The sequence below is a fragment of the Brevundimonas sp. genome (assembly GCF_029946145.1).
GTDB lineage: Bacteria > Pseudomonadota > Alphaproteobacteria > Caulobacterales > Caulobacteraceae > Brevundimonas.
Window position 1 is genome coordinate 64,592 of sequence record NZ_JAQSDY010000025.1, and the last position, 19,072, is coordinate 83,663.

At 68.6% G+C, this 19,072-nt stretch carries 19 protein-coding genes and 1 riboswitch; of the genes, 8 read left to right on the plus strand and 11 right to left on the minus strand.

The genetic code is table 11. The features are described from left to right. Positions 1-7 precede the first annotated feature (7 nt). The 3 genes from PSV23_RS10730 to ispH form a co-directional block, all read right to left on the minus strand. Entirely contained in the window at positions 8-1,198 is a 1,191-nt protein-coding gene (locus tag PSV23_RS10730) for a glycine C-acetyltransferase (protein ID WP_300468734.1), read from the minus strand. Between the two features lie 281 nt (positions 1,199-1,479). Continuing rightward, entirely contained in the window at positions 1,480-2,391 is a 912-nt protein-coding gene (locus PSV23_RS10735) for a DUF4232 domain-containing protein (RefSeq protein ID WP_300468736.1), read from the minus strand. 78 nt (positions 2,392-2,469) lie between these two features. Then, positions 2,470-3,441, minus strand: coding sequence for a 4-hydroxy-3-methylbut-2-enyl diphosphate reductase (ispH, locus tag PSV23_RS10740; protein ID WP_300468738.1), 972 nt, complete (start codon positions 3,439-3,441; stop codon positions 2,470-2,472). A gap of 162 nt (positions 3,442-3,603) precedes the next feature. On the opposite strand from ispH, the gene PSV23_RS10745 reads away from it, so the two are divergent. The 8 genes from PSV23_RS10745 to PSV23_RS10780 all read left to right on the plus strand — a co-directional run bounded on the left by PSV23_RS10745 (position 3,604) and on the right by PSV23_RS10780 (position 12,482). Next, positions 3,604-4,305, plus strand: coding sequence for a Tat pathway signal sequence domain protein (locus tag PSV23_RS10745; RefSeq protein WP_300468740.1), 702 nt, complete (start codon positions 3,604-3,606; stop codon positions 4,303-4,305). 1 nt (position 4,306) lies between these two features. Beyond that, positions 4,307-6,109 (plus strand): arginine--tRNA ligase, encoded by a 1,803-nt coding sequence (argS, locus tag PSV23_RS10750; protein ID WP_300468742.1) that lies wholly within the window; start codon positions 4,307-4,309, stop codon positions 6,107-6,109. Positions 6,110-6,141: 32 nt separating this feature from the next. Continuing rightward, positions 6,142-7,155: an adenosine deaminase gene (locus PSV23_RS10755; protein ID WP_300468744.1), complete on the plus strand. Its 1,014-nt coding sequence runs from the start codon at positions 6,142-6,144 to the stop codon at positions 7,153-7,155. 29 nt (positions 7,156-7,184) lie between these two features. Beyond that, a riboswitch (glycine riboswitch) is annotated at positions 7,185-7,282 on the plus strand. Positions 7,283-7,428: 146 nt separating this feature from the next. Next, complete coding sequence (gene gcvT / locus PSV23_RS10760; protein ID WP_300468746.1) at positions 7,429-8,544, plus strand: glycine cleavage system aminomethyltransferase GcvT; 1,116 nt, start codon at positions 7,429-7,431, stop codon at positions 8,542-8,544. 11 nt (positions 8,545-8,555) lie between these two features. Continuing rightward, positions 8,556-8,918 (plus strand): glycine cleavage system protein GcvH, encoded by a 363-nt coding sequence (gcvH, locus tag PSV23_RS10765; RefSeq protein WP_300468748.1) that lies wholly within the window; start codon positions 8,556-8,558, stop codon positions 8,916-8,918. 31 nt (positions 8,919-8,949) lie between these two features. Then, the gene (gene gcvPA, locus PSV23_RS10770; RefSeq protein ID WP_300468750.1) at positions 8,950-10,293 is read left to right on the plus strand and encodes an aminomethyl-transferring glycine dehydrogenase subunit GcvPA; all 1,344 of its coding nucleotides are present in this window, start codon (positions 8,950-8,952) and stop codon (positions 10,291-10,293) included. Positions 10,294-10,305: 12 nt separating this feature from the next. Next, the gene (gene gcvPB, locus PSV23_RS10775) at positions 10,306-11,877 is read left to right on the plus strand and encodes an aminomethyl-transferring glycine dehydrogenase subunit GcvPB (protein ID WP_370461052.1); all 1,572 of its coding nucleotides are present in this window, start codon (positions 10,306-10,308) and stop codon (positions 11,875-11,877) included. A gap of 116 nt (positions 11,878-11,993) precedes the next feature. After that, positions 11,994-12,482, plus strand: coding sequence for a DUF6789 family protein (locus PSV23_RS10780; RefSeq protein WP_300468752.1), 489 nt, complete (start codon positions 11,994-11,996; stop codon positions 12,480-12,482). 58 nt (positions 12,483-12,540) lie between these two features. On the opposite strand, the gene PSV23_RS10785 is transcribed toward PSV23_RS10780, so the two are convergent. The 8 genes from PSV23_RS10785 to PSV23_RS10820 all read right to left on the minus strand — a co-directional run bounded on the left by PSV23_RS10785 (position 12,541) and on the right by PSV23_RS10820 (position 19,072). Continuing rightward, positions 12,541-13,053, minus strand: coding sequence for a F0F1 ATP synthase subunit B (locus PSV23_RS10785; RefSeq protein ID WP_300468754.1), 513 nt, complete (start codon positions 13,051-13,053; stop codon positions 12,541-12,543). Beyond that, positions 13,053-13,640, minus strand: a complete 588-nt coding sequence (locus PSV23_RS10790) for a hypothetical protein (RefSeq protein WP_300468756.1) — start codon at positions 13,638-13,640, stop codon at positions 13,053-13,055. The genes PSV23_RS10785 and PSV23_RS10790 overlap by 1 nt, the downstream gene beginning before the upstream one ends. Before the next feature lie 95 nt (positions 13,641-13,735). Next, a complete protein-coding gene (locus PSV23_RS10795; protein WP_055829911.1) occupies positions 13,736-14,002 on the minus strand; it encodes a F0F1 ATP synthase subunit C in 267 nt (88 codons plus the stop codon). A gap of 48 nt (positions 14,003-14,050) precedes the next feature. Beyond that, complete coding sequence (locus PSV23_RS10800; RefSeq protein WP_055829909.1) at positions 14,051-14,842, minus strand: F0F1 ATP synthase subunit A; 792 nt, start codon at positions 14,840-14,842, stop codon at positions 14,051-14,053. Between the two features lie 7 nt (positions 14,843-14,849). After that, the gene (locus PSV23_RS10805) at positions 14,850-15,212 is read right to left on the minus strand and encodes an AtpZ/AtpI family protein (RefSeq protein WP_300468760.1); all 363 of its coding nucleotides are present in this window, start codon (positions 15,210-15,212) and stop codon (positions 14,850-14,852) included. A 340-nt stretch (positions 15,213-15,552) separates the two neighbouring features. Beyond that, complete coding sequence (locus PSV23_RS10810; protein WP_300468762.1) at positions 15,553-16,017, minus strand: hypothetical protein; 465 nt, start codon at positions 16,015-16,017, stop codon at positions 15,553-15,555. A gap of 206 nt (positions 16,018-16,223) precedes the next feature. Further along, complete coding sequence (dxs, locus tag PSV23_RS10815; protein WP_300468764.1) at positions 16,224-18,134, minus strand: 1-deoxy-D-xylulose-5-phosphate synthase; 1,911 nt, start codon at positions 18,132-18,134, stop codon at positions 16,224-16,226. A gap of 68 nt (positions 18,135-18,202) precedes the next feature. Next, positions 18,203-19,072 (minus strand): polyprenyl synthetase family protein, encoded by an 870-nt coding sequence (locus tag PSV23_RS10820; protein ID WP_300468933.1) that lies wholly within the window; start codon positions 19,070-19,072, stop codon positions 18,203-18,205.

The window sequence follows — 19,072 nt, forward strand, 5'->3', positions numbered from 1 at the left end:
TCCGCCATCAGATAACTCCCAATTCCCTGCCGGCCGTCGTGAACGCCGCGACCGTTTGATCAATCTGTTCGAAGGTGTGCGCCGCCGACATCTGGGTGCGGATGCGGGCCTGGCCGCGCGGCACCACCGGGAAGCTGAAGCCGATGACATAGACGCCGAGCTCCAGCGCCCGGGCGGCGAAATCCTGGGCCAGTTTCGCATCGCCCAGCATGACCGGAATGATCGGGTGCTCGCCCGGCAACAGGGTGAAGCCGGCCTCGGTCATGGCGGCGCGATAGCGGACGGCGTTGGCGAACAGCTGTTGGCGCAGGGCGTCGCCCTCGTCGCCGCCGGCGATGCGGATGGCCTCGAGGCTGGAGCCGCAGACGGCCGGGGCCAGGGCGTTGGAGAAGAGATAGGGCCGGGCCCGCTGTTTCAGCAGAGCCACGACCTCGGCCGTCGCGCAGATGAATCCGCCCATGGCGCCGCCCAGCGCCTTGCCGAAGGTGCCGGTGACGAAATCGACCTCGACCCCGTGGTGGGCGTATGAGCCGCGGCCTTGCGGACCCATGAAGCCGGTCGCGTGGCAGTCGTCGACCATGATCAACGCTTCATACTTGTCGGCCAGCGCCCGAATGTCCTTCAGCTTTGCGATATAGCCGTCCATCGAGAAGGCGCCGTCGGTGGCGATGACGATGTTGCGGGCCCCGGCGGCGCGGGCCTCCTTCAGCTTCGCCTCGAGGTCGTTCATGTCGGAGGTCAGGAAGCGATAGCGTTTCGCCTTGCACAGCCGCACGCCATCGATGATCGACGCGTGGTTCAGGCTGTCGGAGACGATGGCGTCCTCTTCTCCGAACAGGGGTTCGAAGATCCCGCCGTTGGCGTCGAAGGCGGCGGCGAACAGGATCGTATCCTCGAAGCCGAGATAGTCGGCGATCGACCGTTCCAGCTCCTTGTGGATCTCGAGCGTGCCGCAGATGAAGCGGACCGAGGCCGTGCCCGCACCCCACCGCTCCTGCGCCGTGATTCCCGCCCGGGCGACGCGATCGTCGCCGGCGAGGCCGAGATAGTTGTTGGCGCAGAAGTTCAGAACCTCGCGGCCGCCGACCCTGATCACCGGGCCCTGTCGGGAGGCGATGATCCGCTCGGGCTTGGTCAGCCCCTGGGCGTCGATGTCGGCGAGTTCCGCGCGCACGCGGTCGTAGAAGGTCGCTGTCATGGGCGCTCCGCTAGGCCAATTTCGTCGCGGCTTGAAGCCCGGAAATCATCGAGATGGCCGGACGGAGGCCTGGCATGGTTTTGCGAAAACGGGGCGCCAAACGCGCCAAACCGCGCCAATCCCATCTCCGGTCTGTCTTCACCACTGCCCATGTCCCTATTCTAGCCCCGGCCCGGGCACTGCTGGATAAAAAGGCGAGATGGCGAGAAATCTTCAGCCTTAACAAGGATGAATGACCTCTCGCCATGCGAGGTTGGCGCGCCGCTCCGGCGCCCGGGGCCTCAAGGCGTCGGCGTCGGTTCGGCCACCGCCCGGAAGGGGCTGACCTGAACGCGGCGGCCGCACGGAGTGAAGGTCTGGGCCAGGGTCGCGGGCGAGGTGTCGCCCGGCGCGACGGCGCGGATGCGGGTGGCGTTCGGACAGACCGTCTCGCCCAGCGTCTCGTTCGGAACCACGGTCCAGGCCAGGTCGAAGAAGGCCTTGGCCTGCGGCTGGAGCGTGACCGGCGTGGGCGACTGGCCCGCGCGCAGATAGCTGCCGGGGTTCTGTTCCGAGCGGACGGTCGTCAGGTCGCGGCCGCGCGCATCCTGCAGCGTCACCGTCGGATAGCCGGTCAGGCTGCAGACCTGGGCGCCGACGTTCTGCACGCCCACGATCGTGACACGGTGACCCATGCCGGCATCGCCGCCGTCCGCCGACAGCTTCAGCTGCGGCCCCTTGCAGGGCGCGGCCGCGGGCGGCAACGGACCGCCGGGCAGGGTGTCGCCGACCGCGACAGGGCCGGGCGCGACCGGGCCCGACGACGGGCGGCTGCAACGCTCCAGCACGGCGACGCCGACGTCCTGATTGGGGCCGAGGCGGCTGAGGGTCGCGCTCTCCTGCCCCGCTGCGGTGGCAGTCTGCCATTCCATGCCGGAACCGGTGAAGCGCGCCCCCGAGGCAGCCTGGACAGTGCGGAGCAGGTAGGTCTGCCCTCTCCAGGTCAGTTGAGCCGTCGCCGTGTCAGGATAGGCGACGGTAACCGGTTGGCCGCTTTCGCAAGCATAGCTGATCGGGGCCGCCATGGGTCCGGCGGGCGCGGGAATCGGCTCCACGGGAGCGGTGGGCGGAGCCTCGGCTTCCTGCGTACATCCGGCGGCGGCGATCAGGGCCAGGGTCGAGACGATCGTGCAGGCGTTGCGAAGACGGCGCATGGAAGCTCCACGGTTGGGTCCGACGGTAACGCCAGCCAAGGCCAAAGGCTCCGCTTGCGCAAGGCCGCCCGCCGGCGCCTAGGCCGTCAGCAGGCGAGGCAGTTTGAAGGCGACGGTCTCGCGTTCGCCATCGTCCTCCACCACCGTGGCGTCGAAGCGGGCGCGAACAGCATCGATCAGTTCCTCGATCAGACGTTCGGGGGCCGAGGCGCCGGCGGTGATGCCGAGGGTCGAAACGCCGTCCAGCCACGACCAGTCGACCTGGGCCGCGTCATCGACCAGACGCGCGTCACGGGCCCCGGCCCGCAACGCCACCTCGACCAGTCGCACGGAGTTGGATGAGTTGGCCGACCCGACCACCAGCACCAGATCGCATCCTGCGCCCAGACGCTTGACCGCCTCCTGGCGGTTGGTGGTGGCGTAGCAGATGTCTTCCTTGTGCGGATCGGGCAGTTCGGGGAAGCGGCGCTTCAGGACCGAGAGGATCTCGCTGGTGTCGTCGACCGACAGTGTGGTCTGGGTGGCGTAGGCCAGCAGAGCGTCGCCGGGACGCTGGAAAGCCTCGGCGTCGGCCACGGTTTCGACGAGGCTGATGGCGTCCGGGGGCAGCTGACCCATGGTGCCGACCACCTCTGGATGGCCGGCGTGGCCGATCAGGATGATGTGGCGACCCGCGGCGTGGTGGCGTTCGGCCTCGACATGAACCTTGGAGACCAGCGGGCAGGTGGCGTCGAGATACAGCATCTCGCGCGCCCGGGCCGTGGCCGGAACCGACTTGGGCACCCCGTGGGCCGAGAAGACCACCGGCCGGTCATCGGGGCAGTCGTCCAGCTCCTTGACGAAGATCGCGCCCATGGCTTTCAGCCGCTCCACCACATGGCGGTTATGGACGATTTCGTGCCGCACATAGACCGGTGCGCCGTATTTCCCGATCGCCCGCTCGACGATCTGGATGGCCCGGTCGACGCCCGCGCAGAAGCCGCGCGGCGTGGCCAGACGTACGGTCAGGGCGCGCTTGTCGGCCGGGCGAATGGGCGTGTGAACGATCATGGCCGGAACCTAGTCGTTCGAGGCCCTCGCCGCCACCTGCATCCGGGCCCGGGTTTCCGAGCGGGCGGGTTTGCCGCGCCTCTGTTTAGCCGCTATCAGCGGCGAGCGTGCCGCCCGGCGTCGGGCTGTCGCCGCACCTCCTCGTTTCCGGAAGACCACTGCATGCGTCGCGTCCTCAAGGTTTCCCTGGCCTCGGCCCTCGCCGCCGCCGCGATCACGGTCGCAGCCGCGCCGACGGCCGCCAATGCCCAGTATTCGTCCGGACAACAGCCGGGGCAGGCCGGCCGGCCTGGTCAGGACCAGCCACAGGCGGGCGAACAGGACGACAAGCCGCGGCCGCCCCGCATCGCGCCGCTGCGCCAGCGCGCCGCCGCCGGCCCCTGCCCCTATGTGAAGGTGCTGTACGACGCGGCCCGCTATGTCGAGCTTACCGGCGACCGGGTGGCCGCCGCCAACGTCGGCTACACCGGCGAGATCGAAGGTCTGGTGTCGGACTGCGGCTACCAGAACGACGAGCCGATCACGGTCGAGATGCGCGTCCTGTTCAACCTGGGCCGTGGACCGCAGGCCCAGGGGGACGGCCGCACCTATCGCTACTGGATCGCCGTGACCGAGCGGAACCGGGCCATCCTGGCCAAGGAATATTTCGACCTGCCGGTGGACTTTGACGGCGCCCAGACGGCCACGGTGACCCAGGATCAGACCATCGTCATCCCGCGCGCCGAAGCCACGACCAGCGGCGACCATTTCGAAATCCTGGTCGGCTTCGACGTGACGCCGCAGATGGCCGAGTTCAACCGCTCGGGCAGCCGGTTCCGCGTCAATGCAGGCACGCCGGCGACCACGCCTCCCCCGGCCCAGTAAAATGACCGACCTCAGAACTGTCCTGGGCGAGGCGGTCGGGACCGCCTTCGCCGCCGAAGGCGTGGATCCCTCGCTGGCCCGTGTGACCCCCTCTGACCGGCCGGACCTTGCCGACTTCCAGTCGAACGGGGCCCTCGCCGCCGCCAAGGCGCTGAAGGCCAACCCGCGCGAGCTGGCGACCCGGGTCGCCGAGCGGCTGGCCGGCGACCCGCGCCTGGCCTCGGTCGAAGTGGCCGGACCGGGTTTCATCAACCTGAAGCTGGCGGACGCCGCCCTGTCGGCGCGGGCCGCCGAGGTCGCCGCCGACGTGGACCATTCGGGGGCGTCGACGGTCGCCGCGCCGCGCAAGGTCGTCATCGATTTCGCCGGGCCCAACGTGGCCAAGCCGATGCACGTCGGCCACCTGCGTTCGTCCATCATCGGCGAAAGCCTGAAGCGGCTGTTCCGCTTCCGCGGCGACACCGTCTGGGGCGACGCCCATTTCGGCGACTGGGGTTTCCAGATGGGTCTGCTGATCGTCGCCGTGGGCGACGAGGGCAAGGCCGCCGGCTTCCTCGCCGGGGGCGACGGGCCGTTCCCGGCGGAGAGCCCGGTCACGCTCGAGGATCTCGAGCGCCTCTATCCCGCCGCCGCGGCCATGGCCAAGGAAGACGCCGGCTTCAGGGACCGCGCCCGCAAGGCGACGGCGGAACTTCAGGGCGGACGTCCCGGCTACCGCGCCCTCTGGGCCCATTTCGTCGCCGTCAGCAGGACGGCGCTGGAGCGCGAGTTCGGGGCCCTGGGCGTGACCTTCGACCTGTGGAACGGCGAGAGCGACGCCGACCCCGTGATGGCCGAGATGATCGCCCACCTCGAGAAGACCGGTCTGCTGGTCGAGGACGATGGCGCGCGCGTGGTGCACGTCGCCCGACCGGGCGAGACCCGCAAGAAGAAGCTGGCCGACGGCTCGGTGATCGAGGCGCCCAGCCCTCCGCCGCTGCTGGTGATCAGCTCGGAAGGCTCGGCCATGTACGGCACGACCGACCTGGCCACCATCCTGGACCGCCGCAAGGCCATCGACCCCGACCTGATCCTGTACGTCGTCGACGAGCGCCAGGCCGAGCATTTCGAACAGGTGTTCCGGGCGGCCTATCTGGCAGGCTACGCCGCCGAGGGCTCGCTGGACCACCTCGGCTTCGGCACCATGAACGGGCCGGACGGCAAGCCGTTCAAGACCCGCGCGGGCGGCGTCCTGAAGCTGCACGACCTGATCACAATGGCTGTGGAGAAGGCACGGGAACGGCTGCACGAGGCGCATCTGGGCGAAGACCTGAGCGAGGCCGGGTTCGAGGCCATCGCCCACAAGGTGGCGGTGGCGGCGCTGAAGTTCGCCGACCTGTCGAACAGCCGGACCACCAGCTACGTCTTCGACCTCGACCGCTTCATCAGTTTCGAAGGCAAGACGGGCCCCTATCTGCTGTACCAGGCGGTGCGCATCAAATCCCTGCTGCGCAAGGGCGCGGACCAGGGCGCGACGCCCGGGCCCATCGTCATCGCCGAACCGGCCGAGCGCGATCTGGCCCTGACGCTGGACGCCTTCTCGCAGGCGGTGGCCGAGGCCTATGACAAGCGGATGCCGCACGTCGTGGCCGAGCACGCATACCGTCTGGCGCAGAGCTTCTCGAAATTCTATGCCGCCTGCCCGGTGCTGATCGCGCCGGACGAGGCGACGAGGGGTTCGCGGCTGGCGCTGTCGAAGGCGGCGCTGGACCAGCTGGAGACGGCCCTGCGTTTGCTGGGCATCGAGACGCCGGAGCGGATGTAGGCTAGTCTGCCGGCCCGTTCCCGGAGCCGTCCATGTCGCTCGACGCCTATATCGCCGGCCTGCCCAAGGCCGAGCTGCACCTGCATATCGAGGGCAGCCTCGAGCCCGAGCTGATGTTCGAACTGGCGCGGCGCAACAAGGTCGCCATCCCGTTCGACAGCGTCGGGGCCGTGCGCGCGGCCTATGATTTTTCGAACCTGCAGGACTTCCTCGACATCTATTACGCCGGGGCCGCGGTGCTGCAGACCGAGCAGGATTTCCACGACCTGGCCTTCGCCTACTTCCGCCGGGCCGCGGCCGACAACGTCCGGCACGCCGAGATATTCTTCGACCCCCAAACCCACACTGATCGCGGCCTGCCCTTCGGCGTGGCGGCGGACGGATTGTTGAGCGGGATGAAGGCGGCCGAGGCCGAACTGGGCGTGAGCTCGAAACTGATCCTCTGCTTCCTGCGGCATCTCGACGAGGCGGCCGCCATCCGCACGCTGGAGGCGGCGGAGCCGTGGCTGGACCGGATCGCGGGGGTGGGGCTGGATTCGTCGGAGGTCGGGCATCCGCCCTCGAAATTCCGCCATGTGTTCGAGCGCGCCGGCCATATGGGGCTGAAACGGGTGGCGCACGCCGGCGAGGAAGGCCCCCCGGCCTATGTGTGGGAGGCGCTGGACGTGCTGCACATCGACCGGATGGACCACGGCAACCGGTCGATGGAGGATCCGCGCCTGGTCGAGCGGCTGGCGGACGAACGGATGACACTGACGGTGTGCCCGCTTTCGAACCTGAAGCTCTGCGTGGTCAGGGACCTGAAGGACCACCCCGTGCCGGAGATGCTCCGCCGCGGTCTGCACGTGACGCTCAACTCGGACGATCCGGCCTATTTCGGCGGCTATGTGAACGAGAACTATCGCCAGCTCGCGCAGGCCGTCGGCCTGACCCGGGACCAGGTCACCCTGCTGGCGCGCAACAGCTTCGAGGGCGCGTTCCTGACCGAGGCCGACAAGGCCGCGCGAATCGCCGAAGTCGAGGCATACGCCGCCCGTTCCGCTTGACAGCGACCCGGAGTCGGGGCCTAGGTCGCGGCGCTCTCGCGGGAGAGATCGGAGCCCTTTCGAGGGGTCCGGAGCCGAAGGCGCAACCGCCCCGGAAACGCTCAGGCAAACGGACCGCGAGGACATACGGACGCTGGAAAGTCGCTCCCTGCGAGCGCGCCGACGGAGCAAGACGCCTCACTTCAGGCGCCGGAATCTCTCAGGCTTCAGGACAGCGGGGGCGCGAGGACGGCGGAGCTTTCCGCCTCAAGACGCGACCGCGAAGGCCTGAACATGACCGACGAAATCCTCAAGACCACGCCCCTCAACGCCGCGCACCGCGCCCTGGGCGCCCGCATGGTGGGCTTCGGCGGCTATGACATGCCGGTCCAGTACGAAGGGGTGCTGGCCGAGCACCGCTGGACCCGCGAACACGCCGGCCTGTTCGACGTCTCGCACATGGGCCAGTGCAAGATCACCGGCGAGGACGCCACGGCCCAGTTCGAGCGCTTCGTGCCCGGCGACTATGCGATCCTCAAGGCCGGCCGGCAGAAATACAGCCTGCTGCTGAACGCCGAGGGCGGGATCATGGACGACCTGATGGCGGGTCGCCCCGACCATGACGGCCTCTATGTCGTGGTCAACGCCGGCAACAAGGACGCCGACTTCGCCTTCCTGGAAGCGAACCTCCAGGGCGACGCAAGGCTGACGGTGCTGTCCGACCGCGCCCTGATCGCCATCCAGGGTCCCGAGGCCGCCGAGGTGATGGCCGCCCATGAGCCGGTGCTGGCCGAGTTCGGCTTCATGGACTGCGCCCGGCTGGTGCTGTTCGGGGTCGACTGCTTCGTCTCCCGCTCGGGCTACACCGGCGAGGACGGCTATGAGATCTCCGTGCCGAACGCCGACGCCGAACGCATCTGGAACACCATTCTCAAGGACGCCCGCGTCAAGCCGATCGGCCTCGGCGCCCGCGACAGCCTGCGGCTGGAAGCCGGACTGCCGCTGCACGGTCATGACATCGACGCCTCGACCAGCCCGGTCGAAGGGGCCCTGACCTTCGCCCTGTCGAAGTCGCGCAAGGAGCGCGCCGACTTCAACGGCGCCGACCGCATCCTGAAGGAACTGGCCGACGGCCCATCGAGGGTCCGCATCGGCCTGAGCGTCAAGGAAGGCGCCCCGGCGCGCGAAGGCGCCGAGATCGCCGACATGGACGGCAAGGTCATCGGTCAGGTCACCTCGGGCGGACCGTCCCCGACGCTGGGCCGCAACATCGCCATGGGCTATGTGCCGCCGCAGTTCGCCGAACTCGGGACCGACCTGAAGGTCCTCGTGCGCGGCAAACCCGCCGCGGCCGAGGTCGTCGCCATGCCCTTCGTCGCCCAACGCTACTACCGCAAACCAAAAGCCTGAGGACTGGATCGATGCATTTCTCCAAGGATCACGAGTGGGTTCGCTTCGACGGCGATGTCGCCACCGTCGGAATCTCCAAACACGCCGCTGACGCTCTCGGCGACGTGGTGTTCGTCGAGACGCCGGACGCCGGCAAGTCGGTTTCCAAGGGCGACAGCTTCGCCGTCGTCGAGAGCGTCAAGGCGGCTTCGGACGTCTACGCCCCGGTGTCGGGCGAGGTGATCGAGGGCAACGCCGCCCTCGCCTCCGCGCCGGAAACCGTCAATGCCGATCCCGAAGGCGAAGGCTGGTTCGCGAAGATCAAGGTGTCCGACGCCTCGACCGAAGGCCTGATGGACCGCGCCGCCTACGACGCCTTCCTGGCGACGCTCTAAGCCCCTTCCCTCCCGCACGGATCTCCCCGCCATGCGCTACCTCCCGCTCACGCCCGACGACCGCTCCGCCATGCTGGCGGCCATCGGGGCCAAATCCATCGACGACCTGTTCGTGGACGTGCCCAAGGCCGCCCGCCGCGACGGCTTCGTCGACCTGCCGCGCGTGGCGGGCGAGCTTGAGGTCGAGCGGGCGCTGGGGGCCATGGCGGCGAAGAACGCCTCGGCGGGCTCCGTGCCATTCTTCTGCGGGGCCGGCGCCTACAAGCACCACGTCCCGGCCACGGTGGACCATGTGATCCAGCGGTCGGAGTTCCTGACCAGCTACACGCCCTATCAGCCCGAGATCGCCCAGGGCACGCTGCAGTATCTGTACGAGTTCCAGACCCAGGTCGCGAACCTGACCGGCATGCCGGTGGCCAACGCCAGCCTTTACGACGGCTCGACCGCCATGGCCGAGGGCGTGTTGATGGCGACCCGCGTGACCCGCCGCAACAAGGCCGTGATCTCGGGCGGGGTGCATCCGCACTATGTCCGCGCCACCGAGACCGTGGTCCACGCCGTCGGCGTCGAGACCGAGGTGCTGGCCGCCGCGGTCGACGCCGAGGCCGACGTCATCGCCCGCATCGGGCCCGACACCGCCTGCGTCGTGGTCCAGACCCCGAACGTTTTCGGCACGGCGACGGACGTGACGAAAATCGCCGAAGCCGCCCACGCCGCCGGCGCCCTGCTGATCGTGGTGGTCACCGAGGCCGTGTCGATGGGCCTGCTGAAGTCGCCGGGCGAGATGGGGGCCGACATCGTCGCCGCCGAGGGCCAGTCGATCGGCAACGCCCTCAACTACGGCGGCCCCTACGTCGGCCTGTTCGCCTGCCGCGAAAAGCTGGTGCGCCAGATGCCCGGCCGCCTGACCGGCGAGACGGTCGACGCCGACGGCGAGCGCGGCTTCGTCCTGACCCTGTCGACGCGCGAGCAGCACATCCGCCGCGACAAGGCGACGTCGAACATCTGCACCAACTCGGGCCTGTGCACCCTGGCCTTCACCATCCACATGAGCCTGCTGGGCGAGACGGGGCTGCGCAAGATGGCCTTGCTGAACCACGAGAAGGCGCTGGCGACGCGAGACGCGCTGGCGGCGATCCCGGGCGTCAAGGTCCTCACCACGCGCTTCTTCAACGAGTTCGCCGTGAAGCTGCCGAAGCCCGCCGCCGAGGTGGTCGAGCAACTGGCGCAGCACCGCATTCTCGCGGGCGTGCCCTACAGCCGCCTCGCGCCCGAGGCCGGCATGGATGACGTCCTGCTGGTCGCCGCGACCGAGATGACCATGGACGGCGACATCAAAATCCTGGCGAGCGCGCTCGCCAAGGTCTGCGCGTAAGGAGCCGGGAACATGAGCACGATGAACACCGTCGGCCGCCCGACCACTCCGAACGCGGTCCAGTCGAAGCCCGCCACCCTGACCGGCGGCCGCGGCTTGCTGCAGAACGAGCACCTGATCTTCGAGAGCGACGGCTGGGGCAAGACCGGCGTCGATCTCCCCGAGCCGAAGACGGACGGCTCGGATCTGGGTGACCTGGTTCGCAAGGACCCGATCGGCCTGCCAGGCCTTTCGGAGCCCGAGGCCATGCGCCACTATGTGCGGCTGTCGCAGAAGAACCACGCGATCGATCTGGCCATCTATCCGCTGGGCTCGTGCACGATGAAGCACAACCCGCGCCTGAACGAGAAGATGGCGCGCCTGCCGGGCTTCGCCGACATCCACCCGTTGCAGCCGACGTCCACCGTGCAAGGCGCGCTGGAACTGATGGATACCCTCGCTCACTGGCTGAAGACCCTGACCGGCATGCCTGCAGTCGCGCTTTCTCCGAAAGCCGGCGCCCATGGCGAGCTGTGCGGCCTGATGACCATCCGCGCCGCCCACGAGGCCTCGGGCCAGCATGAGAAGCGCCGCAAGGTGCTGGTGCCGACCTCGGCCCACGGGACGAACCCGGCCACCGCCGCCTTCGTCGGCTACACCGTGGTGGAAGTGGCCCAGACCGAGGACGGCCGCGTCGACGTAGCCGATCTGGCCGCCAAGCTGGGCGACGACGTCGCCGCCATCATGGTGACCAACCCCAACACCTGCGGCCTGTTCGAGCGCGACATCCTCGAGATCAGCCGCCTGACGCATGAGGCCGGGGCCTACTTCTATTGCGACGGGGCCAATTTCAACGCCATCGTCGGCCGGGTGCGTCCGGGCGACCTGGGCGTCGACGCCATGCACATCAATCTGCACAAGACCTTCTCGACGCCGCACGGTGGCGGCGGACCGGGCGCGGGTCCGGTGGTGCTGTCGGAGGCGCTGGCGCCGTTCGCCCCGGCTCCGTGGGTGGTTCACGATGCGGATGGCTACCGGCTGATCGAGCGCGAGGAAGACGAGGCCGCGCAGGCGTTTGGCCGGCTGTGCGCCTTCCAGGGCCAGATGGGGATGTACACCCGGGCTCTCAGCTACATGATGAGCCACGGCTCGGACGGCCTGCGTCAGGTCGCCGAGGATGCGGTGCTGAACGCCAACTATATCAAGGCCCGCCTGTCGGACCTGATGAGCCCGGCCTTCCCCGACGGTCCGTGCATGCACGAGGCCCTGTTCGACGACGAATGGCTGAAGGGCACGGACGTGACCACGCTCGACTTCGCCAAGGCGATGATCGACGAGGGCTTCCATCCGATGACCATGTATTTCCCGCTGGTCGTCCACGGGGCCATGCTGATCGAGCCGACCGAGACGGAGTCGAAGCAGGAGCTGGACCGCTTCATCGAGGCGATGCGGGCCCTGGCGACGGCGGCGAAGGCCGGCGACGTCGACCGCTTCAAGGGCGCGCCGTTCCATGCGCCCCTGCGGCGTCTGGACGAGACCCGCGCGGCCCGCTCTCCGGTGTTGCGCTGGACCGCGCCGGAAGGTTCGAACATCGCCGCCGAATAAGGTTCCGGCTTCGCATCTGCGAAGCACGGCAAAGTGAACGCCGCCTGTTTCAGCAGGCGTATGCTCTCCCTTGCGTAGTCTGAGCCACAACAAGCGTTTGGGAGGCGCTAACGGTCATGATGTCACGCGTACAGAAGGGGTTGGTCGCAGGTTTCGCGGCCACCATCGTGGTTTCGGTGCTTGAGATCGCGAACTTGATGCTGGGGCCCTGGGCCGCCAGTTTCCCGAGGCTGCTTTCAGTCATGCTTCAGATGCCGGACACCATGGCGGTGGGCTGGGTCGCCCACTTCCTGGTCGGGACCTTCGTGCTGGGCCCCGCCTTCGGGGTTCTGTGTCCCCGGCTGCCGACGGACACGCCGGAATCCAAGGGCATCGTCTTCGCCATCGGGGCCTTCATCCTGATGGGGCTGACGGTGGCGCCCGCGGTCGGCGCGCTTGGAGGCCGGCCCGTGGGGATGTTCTTCATGCAGGCCGGGTTCGGGACCTTCGCCTGGATGATCGCCACGCATGCGATCTACGGGATCGTGCTGGGCAACGTCTACGGACGGATGGTCCAGCGCGACAAGCGGGTCGGTGCGATGCCGGGCGCGGCCCCCGCGCACTGAAAACGACAACGCCCCGCCGGAAGCGGCGGGGCGTTTTTCTTTCCGGGGCTGACGACGCCTAGTTGAGGCGTGAGCCGATCTGGGCGATGGCGGCGTCGAGCAGGGGGTCGGACTTCTGGCCGGCCAGGCGCGCGGTCAGGATCTGTTCGGCGGCGCGGGCGGCCAGGTCGGCGGCGGCGGCCTTCACCTCGGCGGAGGCCTGGACCTCGGCCTGGGCAATGCGGCGTTCAGCCAGTTCCTGCCGGCGCTTGAGGGTTTCCTCGAGCTTGACCCTGGCCTCGGTCTCCATGACGCGGGCGTCGGCCTCGGCGGATCTCAGCATTTCAGCGGCCTGGGCCTCGGCCTCGGCCTTTTCGACGCGGATCTGGGCCAGCAGGGCCTCGGCCTCGGCGCGGAGGCGGGCGGCCTCGTCGAGCTCGGACTGGATCTTGGCGGCCTTGGCGTCGAGCTGGCCGGCGACCAGTTTCGGCACGCCGACGAAGACGCACAGGCCGAGGAACAGGAACAGGCCGGCGGCGACCCAGAGCTCCGGGTTCGCGAGGTCGTAGAGATGCGGATTGAAGAATTCCATCAGGCGGCGCCCTTCACAGCGGCGGAGGCTTCAGCGGCGCTGGGCGCCTTGCCGGTCAGGCGTTCGACGATGGCCGCGGCCGTGTCCGAGGCGATCGAGCCGACATTGGTCATGGCGGCGTCGCGGGTCTTGCCGATGGCGGTCTCGGCCTCGGCGATGCGGGCGTTGACGACGGCTTCTTCCTCGGCGGCGCGGGCGTTGGCCTGTTCGGTGACCCGCGCCTTGGCGGCGGCGGCCATCGAGCGGGACGAGGCGCGGGCGGCCTCGACCTCGGCCTTGGCGGCCTCGGCCTGGCCGGCGGCCTCGGCCTGGACCTGACGGGCGGCCGAGACGGCGTCGGAGATGGTGGCGGCGCGCTGGTCGATGACGCCGCGCAGACGCGGCACGAAGACCTTGGCCATCAGCCAGTAGAGCAGGGCGAACAGGAAGATCAGCCAGACGATCTGACCGAACCAGTGCTGGAACTCGAACTGCGGCAGGCCGCCCCCGCCTTCGCCGTGGGCGGCTTCGGTCGAGGCGTGCGTGTCCGCGACGGCGACCGAAGGCGGCGCGTCGTGAGTCACTGCGGGTTGAGCGGATACGGTCATCTGTCGCCTGAAGTTGGAGCGGTCTTTACGTCAGTCAGCGAACGAGGCGGCGATCCGGCCGGAACCGGACCGCCCCCTCGATCAGAAGGACGAAATCAGCTCGCCGACGTCCAGAGCAGGATGCCGATGACGAACGACAGGATGCCCAGGGCTTCGGCCAGGGCCGCGCCGACGAACAGGTTGCCGATTTGCGAGCCGGCGGCCGACGGGTTGCGCAGGGCGCCCGAGAGGAAGTTGCCGAAGATGTTGCCGACGCCGATGCCGGCGCCGATCATGCCGGTCATGGCCAGGCCGGCGCCGATGGCGTTGCCGGCCGAGACGATGGCGGCGGCGTTGGCGGCGGCGATTTGCGGATCAACCATGGTGTTCAGTCCTGTGAGAGTTGGTTGGTTGGAGAAAAAGCGGGTGGATTAGTGATGATCGCCCAGGTTGACCACGTCGTTCAGGTAGACGCAGGTCAGCACGGCGAAGACGAAGGCCTGGAGGAAGGCGACCAGGAACTCCAGCGCGGTCAGGGCGGTGACGAGGCTGAGAGACAGGGCGGCGCCCGGCAGGCCGAGGTAGCCCCAGCCGCCCGCGGCGGCCATGGCGCCCAGCGAGACGACGAAGCCGGCGAAGACCTTCAGGGCGACGTGGCCGCCCATCATGTTGCCGAACAGACGAAGGGTGAGGGTCAGGGGACGCAGCAGGAAGGAGAAGAACTCGATCAGGCCGACGATCGGGCGCATGACCAGCGGCGCGCCGGTCGGCCAGAACAGGGCCAGGAATTTCAGGCCGTTCTTCCTGATGCCGATAATGACGACCAGCAGGAAGGTGATGACGCCGAAGGTGGCGGTGACCGCCAGCTGCGAGGTGGCCGTGAAGCTGAGGAACAGGCCCAGCAGATTCATCGCCAGGATGAAGGTGAAGACGGTGAAGACGAACGGGAAATATTTCTTGCCGTCATGGCCGATGATCGACTCGGCGATGCCGTCGATCATGCCGAACAGGGTCTCGCCCACGGCCTGACCGCGGCCCGGAACCACCTTGGCGCCCGAGGTGACCAGCTGGAAGAAGATCACCACCACGAGGAAGGCGATGGTCATCGCCAGGTGCGAATTGGTGAAGGCCAGATGGACCGTGCCGACGAGCGGCAGAGTCACTTCGCCGAAGTCGAGACCCGGCAGAGGGGTAACCTGGAACTGGTGTAGCGGATCGGCCATCGGGCGATCAGACTCCCTGGTCTTCGTCGTCGTCGAAGGGAACCGACTGAGGCTCCCCATGCTGTTTCGCTTCGGCCATCAGACGTTGCGCCGTGCGCCACGCCATCCACACCGATACGGCGAAGCCCAGAAGGACGCCGCCGATGATTCCCCAGGGCGTCGTGCCGGCGAACCGGTCGATCCCGAAACCGATCGCCAGACCGACGAAGACGCCGCCGAACAGATCGGCGAGAATCTTCCAAGCCTGTCCCGCCGCAGCCTGACCGGCGGCCTCGTGAGAGATCTGCCGGGCAGTGCGCGCCTCCAGATCGGATGCGCTCGTGTTGAGGCGTTCGATCGCCTCTTCGCGCGATTCCGTTGGCAGGGACATGATGGCCTCAGCGCCTCGATGCTGGCGCCGGAAGGCGGGCCTCGAAGGGGGTCTGAATTCGGCGCGGAACCTATAGGCGAGACCCCCGCAGGTCAAGGCGGTGCAGACGTGCTGTATGGCGTTGATTTTCCGCATGTTTATTTCGCCTTTCCAGGGGCGTGGCGAAGGGTCGCTGGGGATGGGCGGAATCCGGGCATGGGTTCGCGAATTCTCCCTCCCGCTTGAGGGAGGATGTCGGCGCGGACGACCCGTCCCGCTCATCCCGGCGAAAGCCGGGATGACGACAAGCGGGTGTGCTTGTGCGCTCAAGCCCTCTCCACAACGGAGAGGAAGCCGTTGATCAGGAGCCCGAGCCTGGAGCGGGGGCGGCGTCGGACGGCGTGGCCGGCGTCGGGCCGGCGGCGTCGGCGAGGGCCTGGCAGTCCTGTCCGGCGTAGAGACCGTTCAGATAGAACCACCGGTGACGCACGGCGGCGACCTCGGCCTCCTTGCGGTCCCGGTCGGGGCGGGTCAGGGCGTCGACACCGGCGATGGCCAGTCCGGCGCCGGGAATCAGTATCGCCGCTCCGGCCTGGGCCACGCCGGTGACGGCGCTGAGGAAGCCGTTGCCGGGGGCGCCGCCCAGCTCCTCGCTCAGCTTCGCGGCCTCTTCTGAAATCTGGGGGCAGGTCATGGCCGTGTCACTGACGCGCATGATTTCAATGGGGCCGTCAGCGGGGGCCGCGGCCTCCTGGGCCATGGCGGGCGGGACGACGGCCATGGTCAGGACGGCGACGGCGACGGCGGTCAGGATACGCGTGTTCATTGTACTCAACCCTCAAAGCCCCGCGACAGAACGGCTGCGGAAGGCGGGGGTTGCACTCTCCCTCCCCTTCATGGGGAGGGACGGCGAGGCGTCAGCTGAGCCCGGTGGGACGTACGAAACTGGCGCCGAACGCGGCTGAGGTTGCGTTACCCCACCCCGATCGCTTCGTGATCGACCCTCCCCATGAAGGGGAGGGAGAGGCGTGGTCAGGCCCTGACGGCCCGCGTGGCCTCGACGCCCAGGGCCTGGAGGGCGGCGGCGGCGATGTGTTCGGCGTTCAGGCCCGCCGTGGCGTACATGGCGACCGGGTTGTCCTGGTCCTGGAAGACGTCGGGCAGGCACAGGGTGCGGATCTTCAGGCCGGCGTCCAGCGCGCCCTTCCCGGCAAGAAGCTGGAGCACGAAGGCGCCGAAGCCGCCCATGGCCCCCTCCTCCACCGTGATCAGGCATTCGTGCTCGCGGGCGAGGCGCAGGATCAGGTCGGCGTCCAGCGGCTTGGCGAAGCGGGCGTCGGCGACGGTGGCCGAGACGCCGCGGGCGGCCAGGGCCTCGGCCGCCTTGAGCGATTCCTGCAGCCGGGTGCCGAGCGACAGGATGGCGACGGTCGTGCCTTCGCGGACGATGCGGCCCTTGCCGATCTCCAGCGGAGCGGCCAGTTCCGGGATCTCGACCCCGACGCCGTCGCCGCGCGGATAGCGGAAGGCCGAAGGGCGGTCGTCGATCTCGAGGCTGGTGGCGATCATGGCGGCCAGATCAGCCTCGTCGGCGGCGGCCATCAGCACCATGCCGGGAAGGGCGCCCATGAAGCCGATGTCGAAACTGCCCGCGTGGGTCGCCCCGTCGGCGCCGACCAGACCGGCGCGGTCCATGGCGAAGCGCACCGGCAGCTTCTGGATGGCGACGTCGTGGACGACCTGGTCGTAGCCGCGCTGGAGGAAGGTCGAATAGATGGCGCAGACCGGCTTCATCCCGTCGGCGGCCAGGCCGGCGGCGAAGGTGACGGCGTGCTGTTCGGCGATGCCGACGTCATAGGTGCGGGTCGGGAAGGCCTGGCCGAACAGGTCCAGACCGGTGCCCGAGGGCATGGCGGCGGTGATGGCGACGATAGTCGGGTCCAGATGGGCGCGCTTGATCAGCTCGGTCCCGAAGACCTTGGTGTAGCTGGGGGCGTTGGAGGCGGCCTTGGCCTGCTTGCCCGAGACGACGTCGAATTTGGCGACGGCATGCAGTTTGTCGGCGCTTGATTCGGCCGGGGCGTAGCCCTTGCCCTTTTGCGTCACGACATGGACGATCACCGGACGATCGGTGATGGCGGCGGCGTTCCTGAGGATGGGGACCAGATTGTCCATGTCGTGCCCGTCGATCGGGCCGATGTAGTAGAAGCCCAGCTCCTCGAAGAAGGTGCCGCCGACGATCATGCCGCGAGCGTATTCCTCGGCCTTGCGGGCGGCGTCGCGGAACGGGCGCGGCAGGTGTTCGGCGACCGATTTTCCGAAGCGGCGGAAATTGCGATAGGCGCCGCCCGAGACCTGTTTGGCCAGATAGGCGCTCATGCCGCCGACGGGCGGGGCGATCGACATGTCGTTGTCGTTGAGGATGACCATCAGCTGGCCATCGGTGGTTTCGGCCGCGTTGTTCATGGCCTCATAGGCCATGCCGGCGGACATGGAGCCGTCGCCGATGACGGCCACGACGCGGTTCTTCTCGCCCTTCTGGTCGCGGGCGGCGGCGAAGCCGAGGGCGGCGCTGATCGAGGTCGAGGCGTGGGCCGCGCCGAAGGGGTCGTATTCGCTCTCGGAGCGCTTGGTGAAGCCGCTGAGACCGCCGGGCTGGCGCAGGGTGCGGATGCGGTCGCGGCGACCCGTCAGGATCTTGTGCGGATAGCACTGGTGGCCGACGTCCCAGATCAGGATGTCCTTCGGCGTCTCAAGGATGTGGTGCAGGGCCACGGTCAGCTCGACCACGCCGAGGCCGGCGCCGAGATGGCCCCCGGTGACGGAGACGGCGTCGATGGTTTCGGCCCGAAGCTCGTCCGCCAGCTGGCGCAGCTGGGAGATGTCGAACCCGCGCGTGTCGGCGGGGAGATGAACCTGGTCGAGCAGCGGGGTGTCGGGCATGAAAACTCTAAATCGCGTGGGGTCTCTTTGATCCACTCTTACCGCGCTGTTACCGGGACGCGAAGCGGTCAGGACCGCCGCTTTAGCACGAAGTCCACACTGGCCTTGAGGATTTCGGCGTCGGAACCGAAGACGTCGAGGTGGGCGCGGGCCTGATCGGCGAGGTGGGCGACACGATGCCGCGCGGCCTCGACGCCCAGCAGGGTGACGAAATTGGTCTTGCCCTGGGCCGCGTCCTTGTTGGCCGCCTTGCCGAGGATGTCCTCGTCGCCCTCGACGTCCAGCAGGTCGTCGACGATCTGATAGGCCAGGCCGATGTCGTGGGCGAAGCTGATCAGGGCCTGGGACTGGGCCTCGCGGGCCCGGGCGATGATCAGGGGAATCTCGAAGGCGTAGGTGAACAGGGCGCCCGTCTTGAGCCGCTGCATGCGGGCGACGCCGCCCAGGTCGTCGCGGACGCCCAACAGGTCGATCATCTGGCCGCCGGCCATGCCGCGCGCGCCGCTGGCCAGCGACAGGCGGGCGGCGAGCTCGCAGCGGACCTCCGGGTCGTCGTGGGTGTCGGGGTGCAGGATGATGTCGAAGGCGGCGGTCTGCAGGGCGTCGCCGGCGAGGATGGCGGTGGCCTCGTCATAGGCGCGGTGCACCGTGGGCCGGCCGCGGCGCATGTCGTCATTGTCCATGGCCGGGAGATCGTCGTGGACCAGGCTGTAGGCGTGGACGCATTCCAGGGCGCAGGCGGCGCGCAGCACCGGACGCTCCTCGATGTCGAACAGATTGGCGGCTTCCATGGCGAAGAAGGGCCGCAACCGCTTGCCGGGACCGAGGGCGGCGTAGCGCATGGCCTCGGTCAGGCGCGATTCGGGTCCGCTGGCGCGCGGCAGAAGCTCGTCGAGGGCGACCGTGACCAGGTCGGCGATCTCGGCCACGCGGTCGAT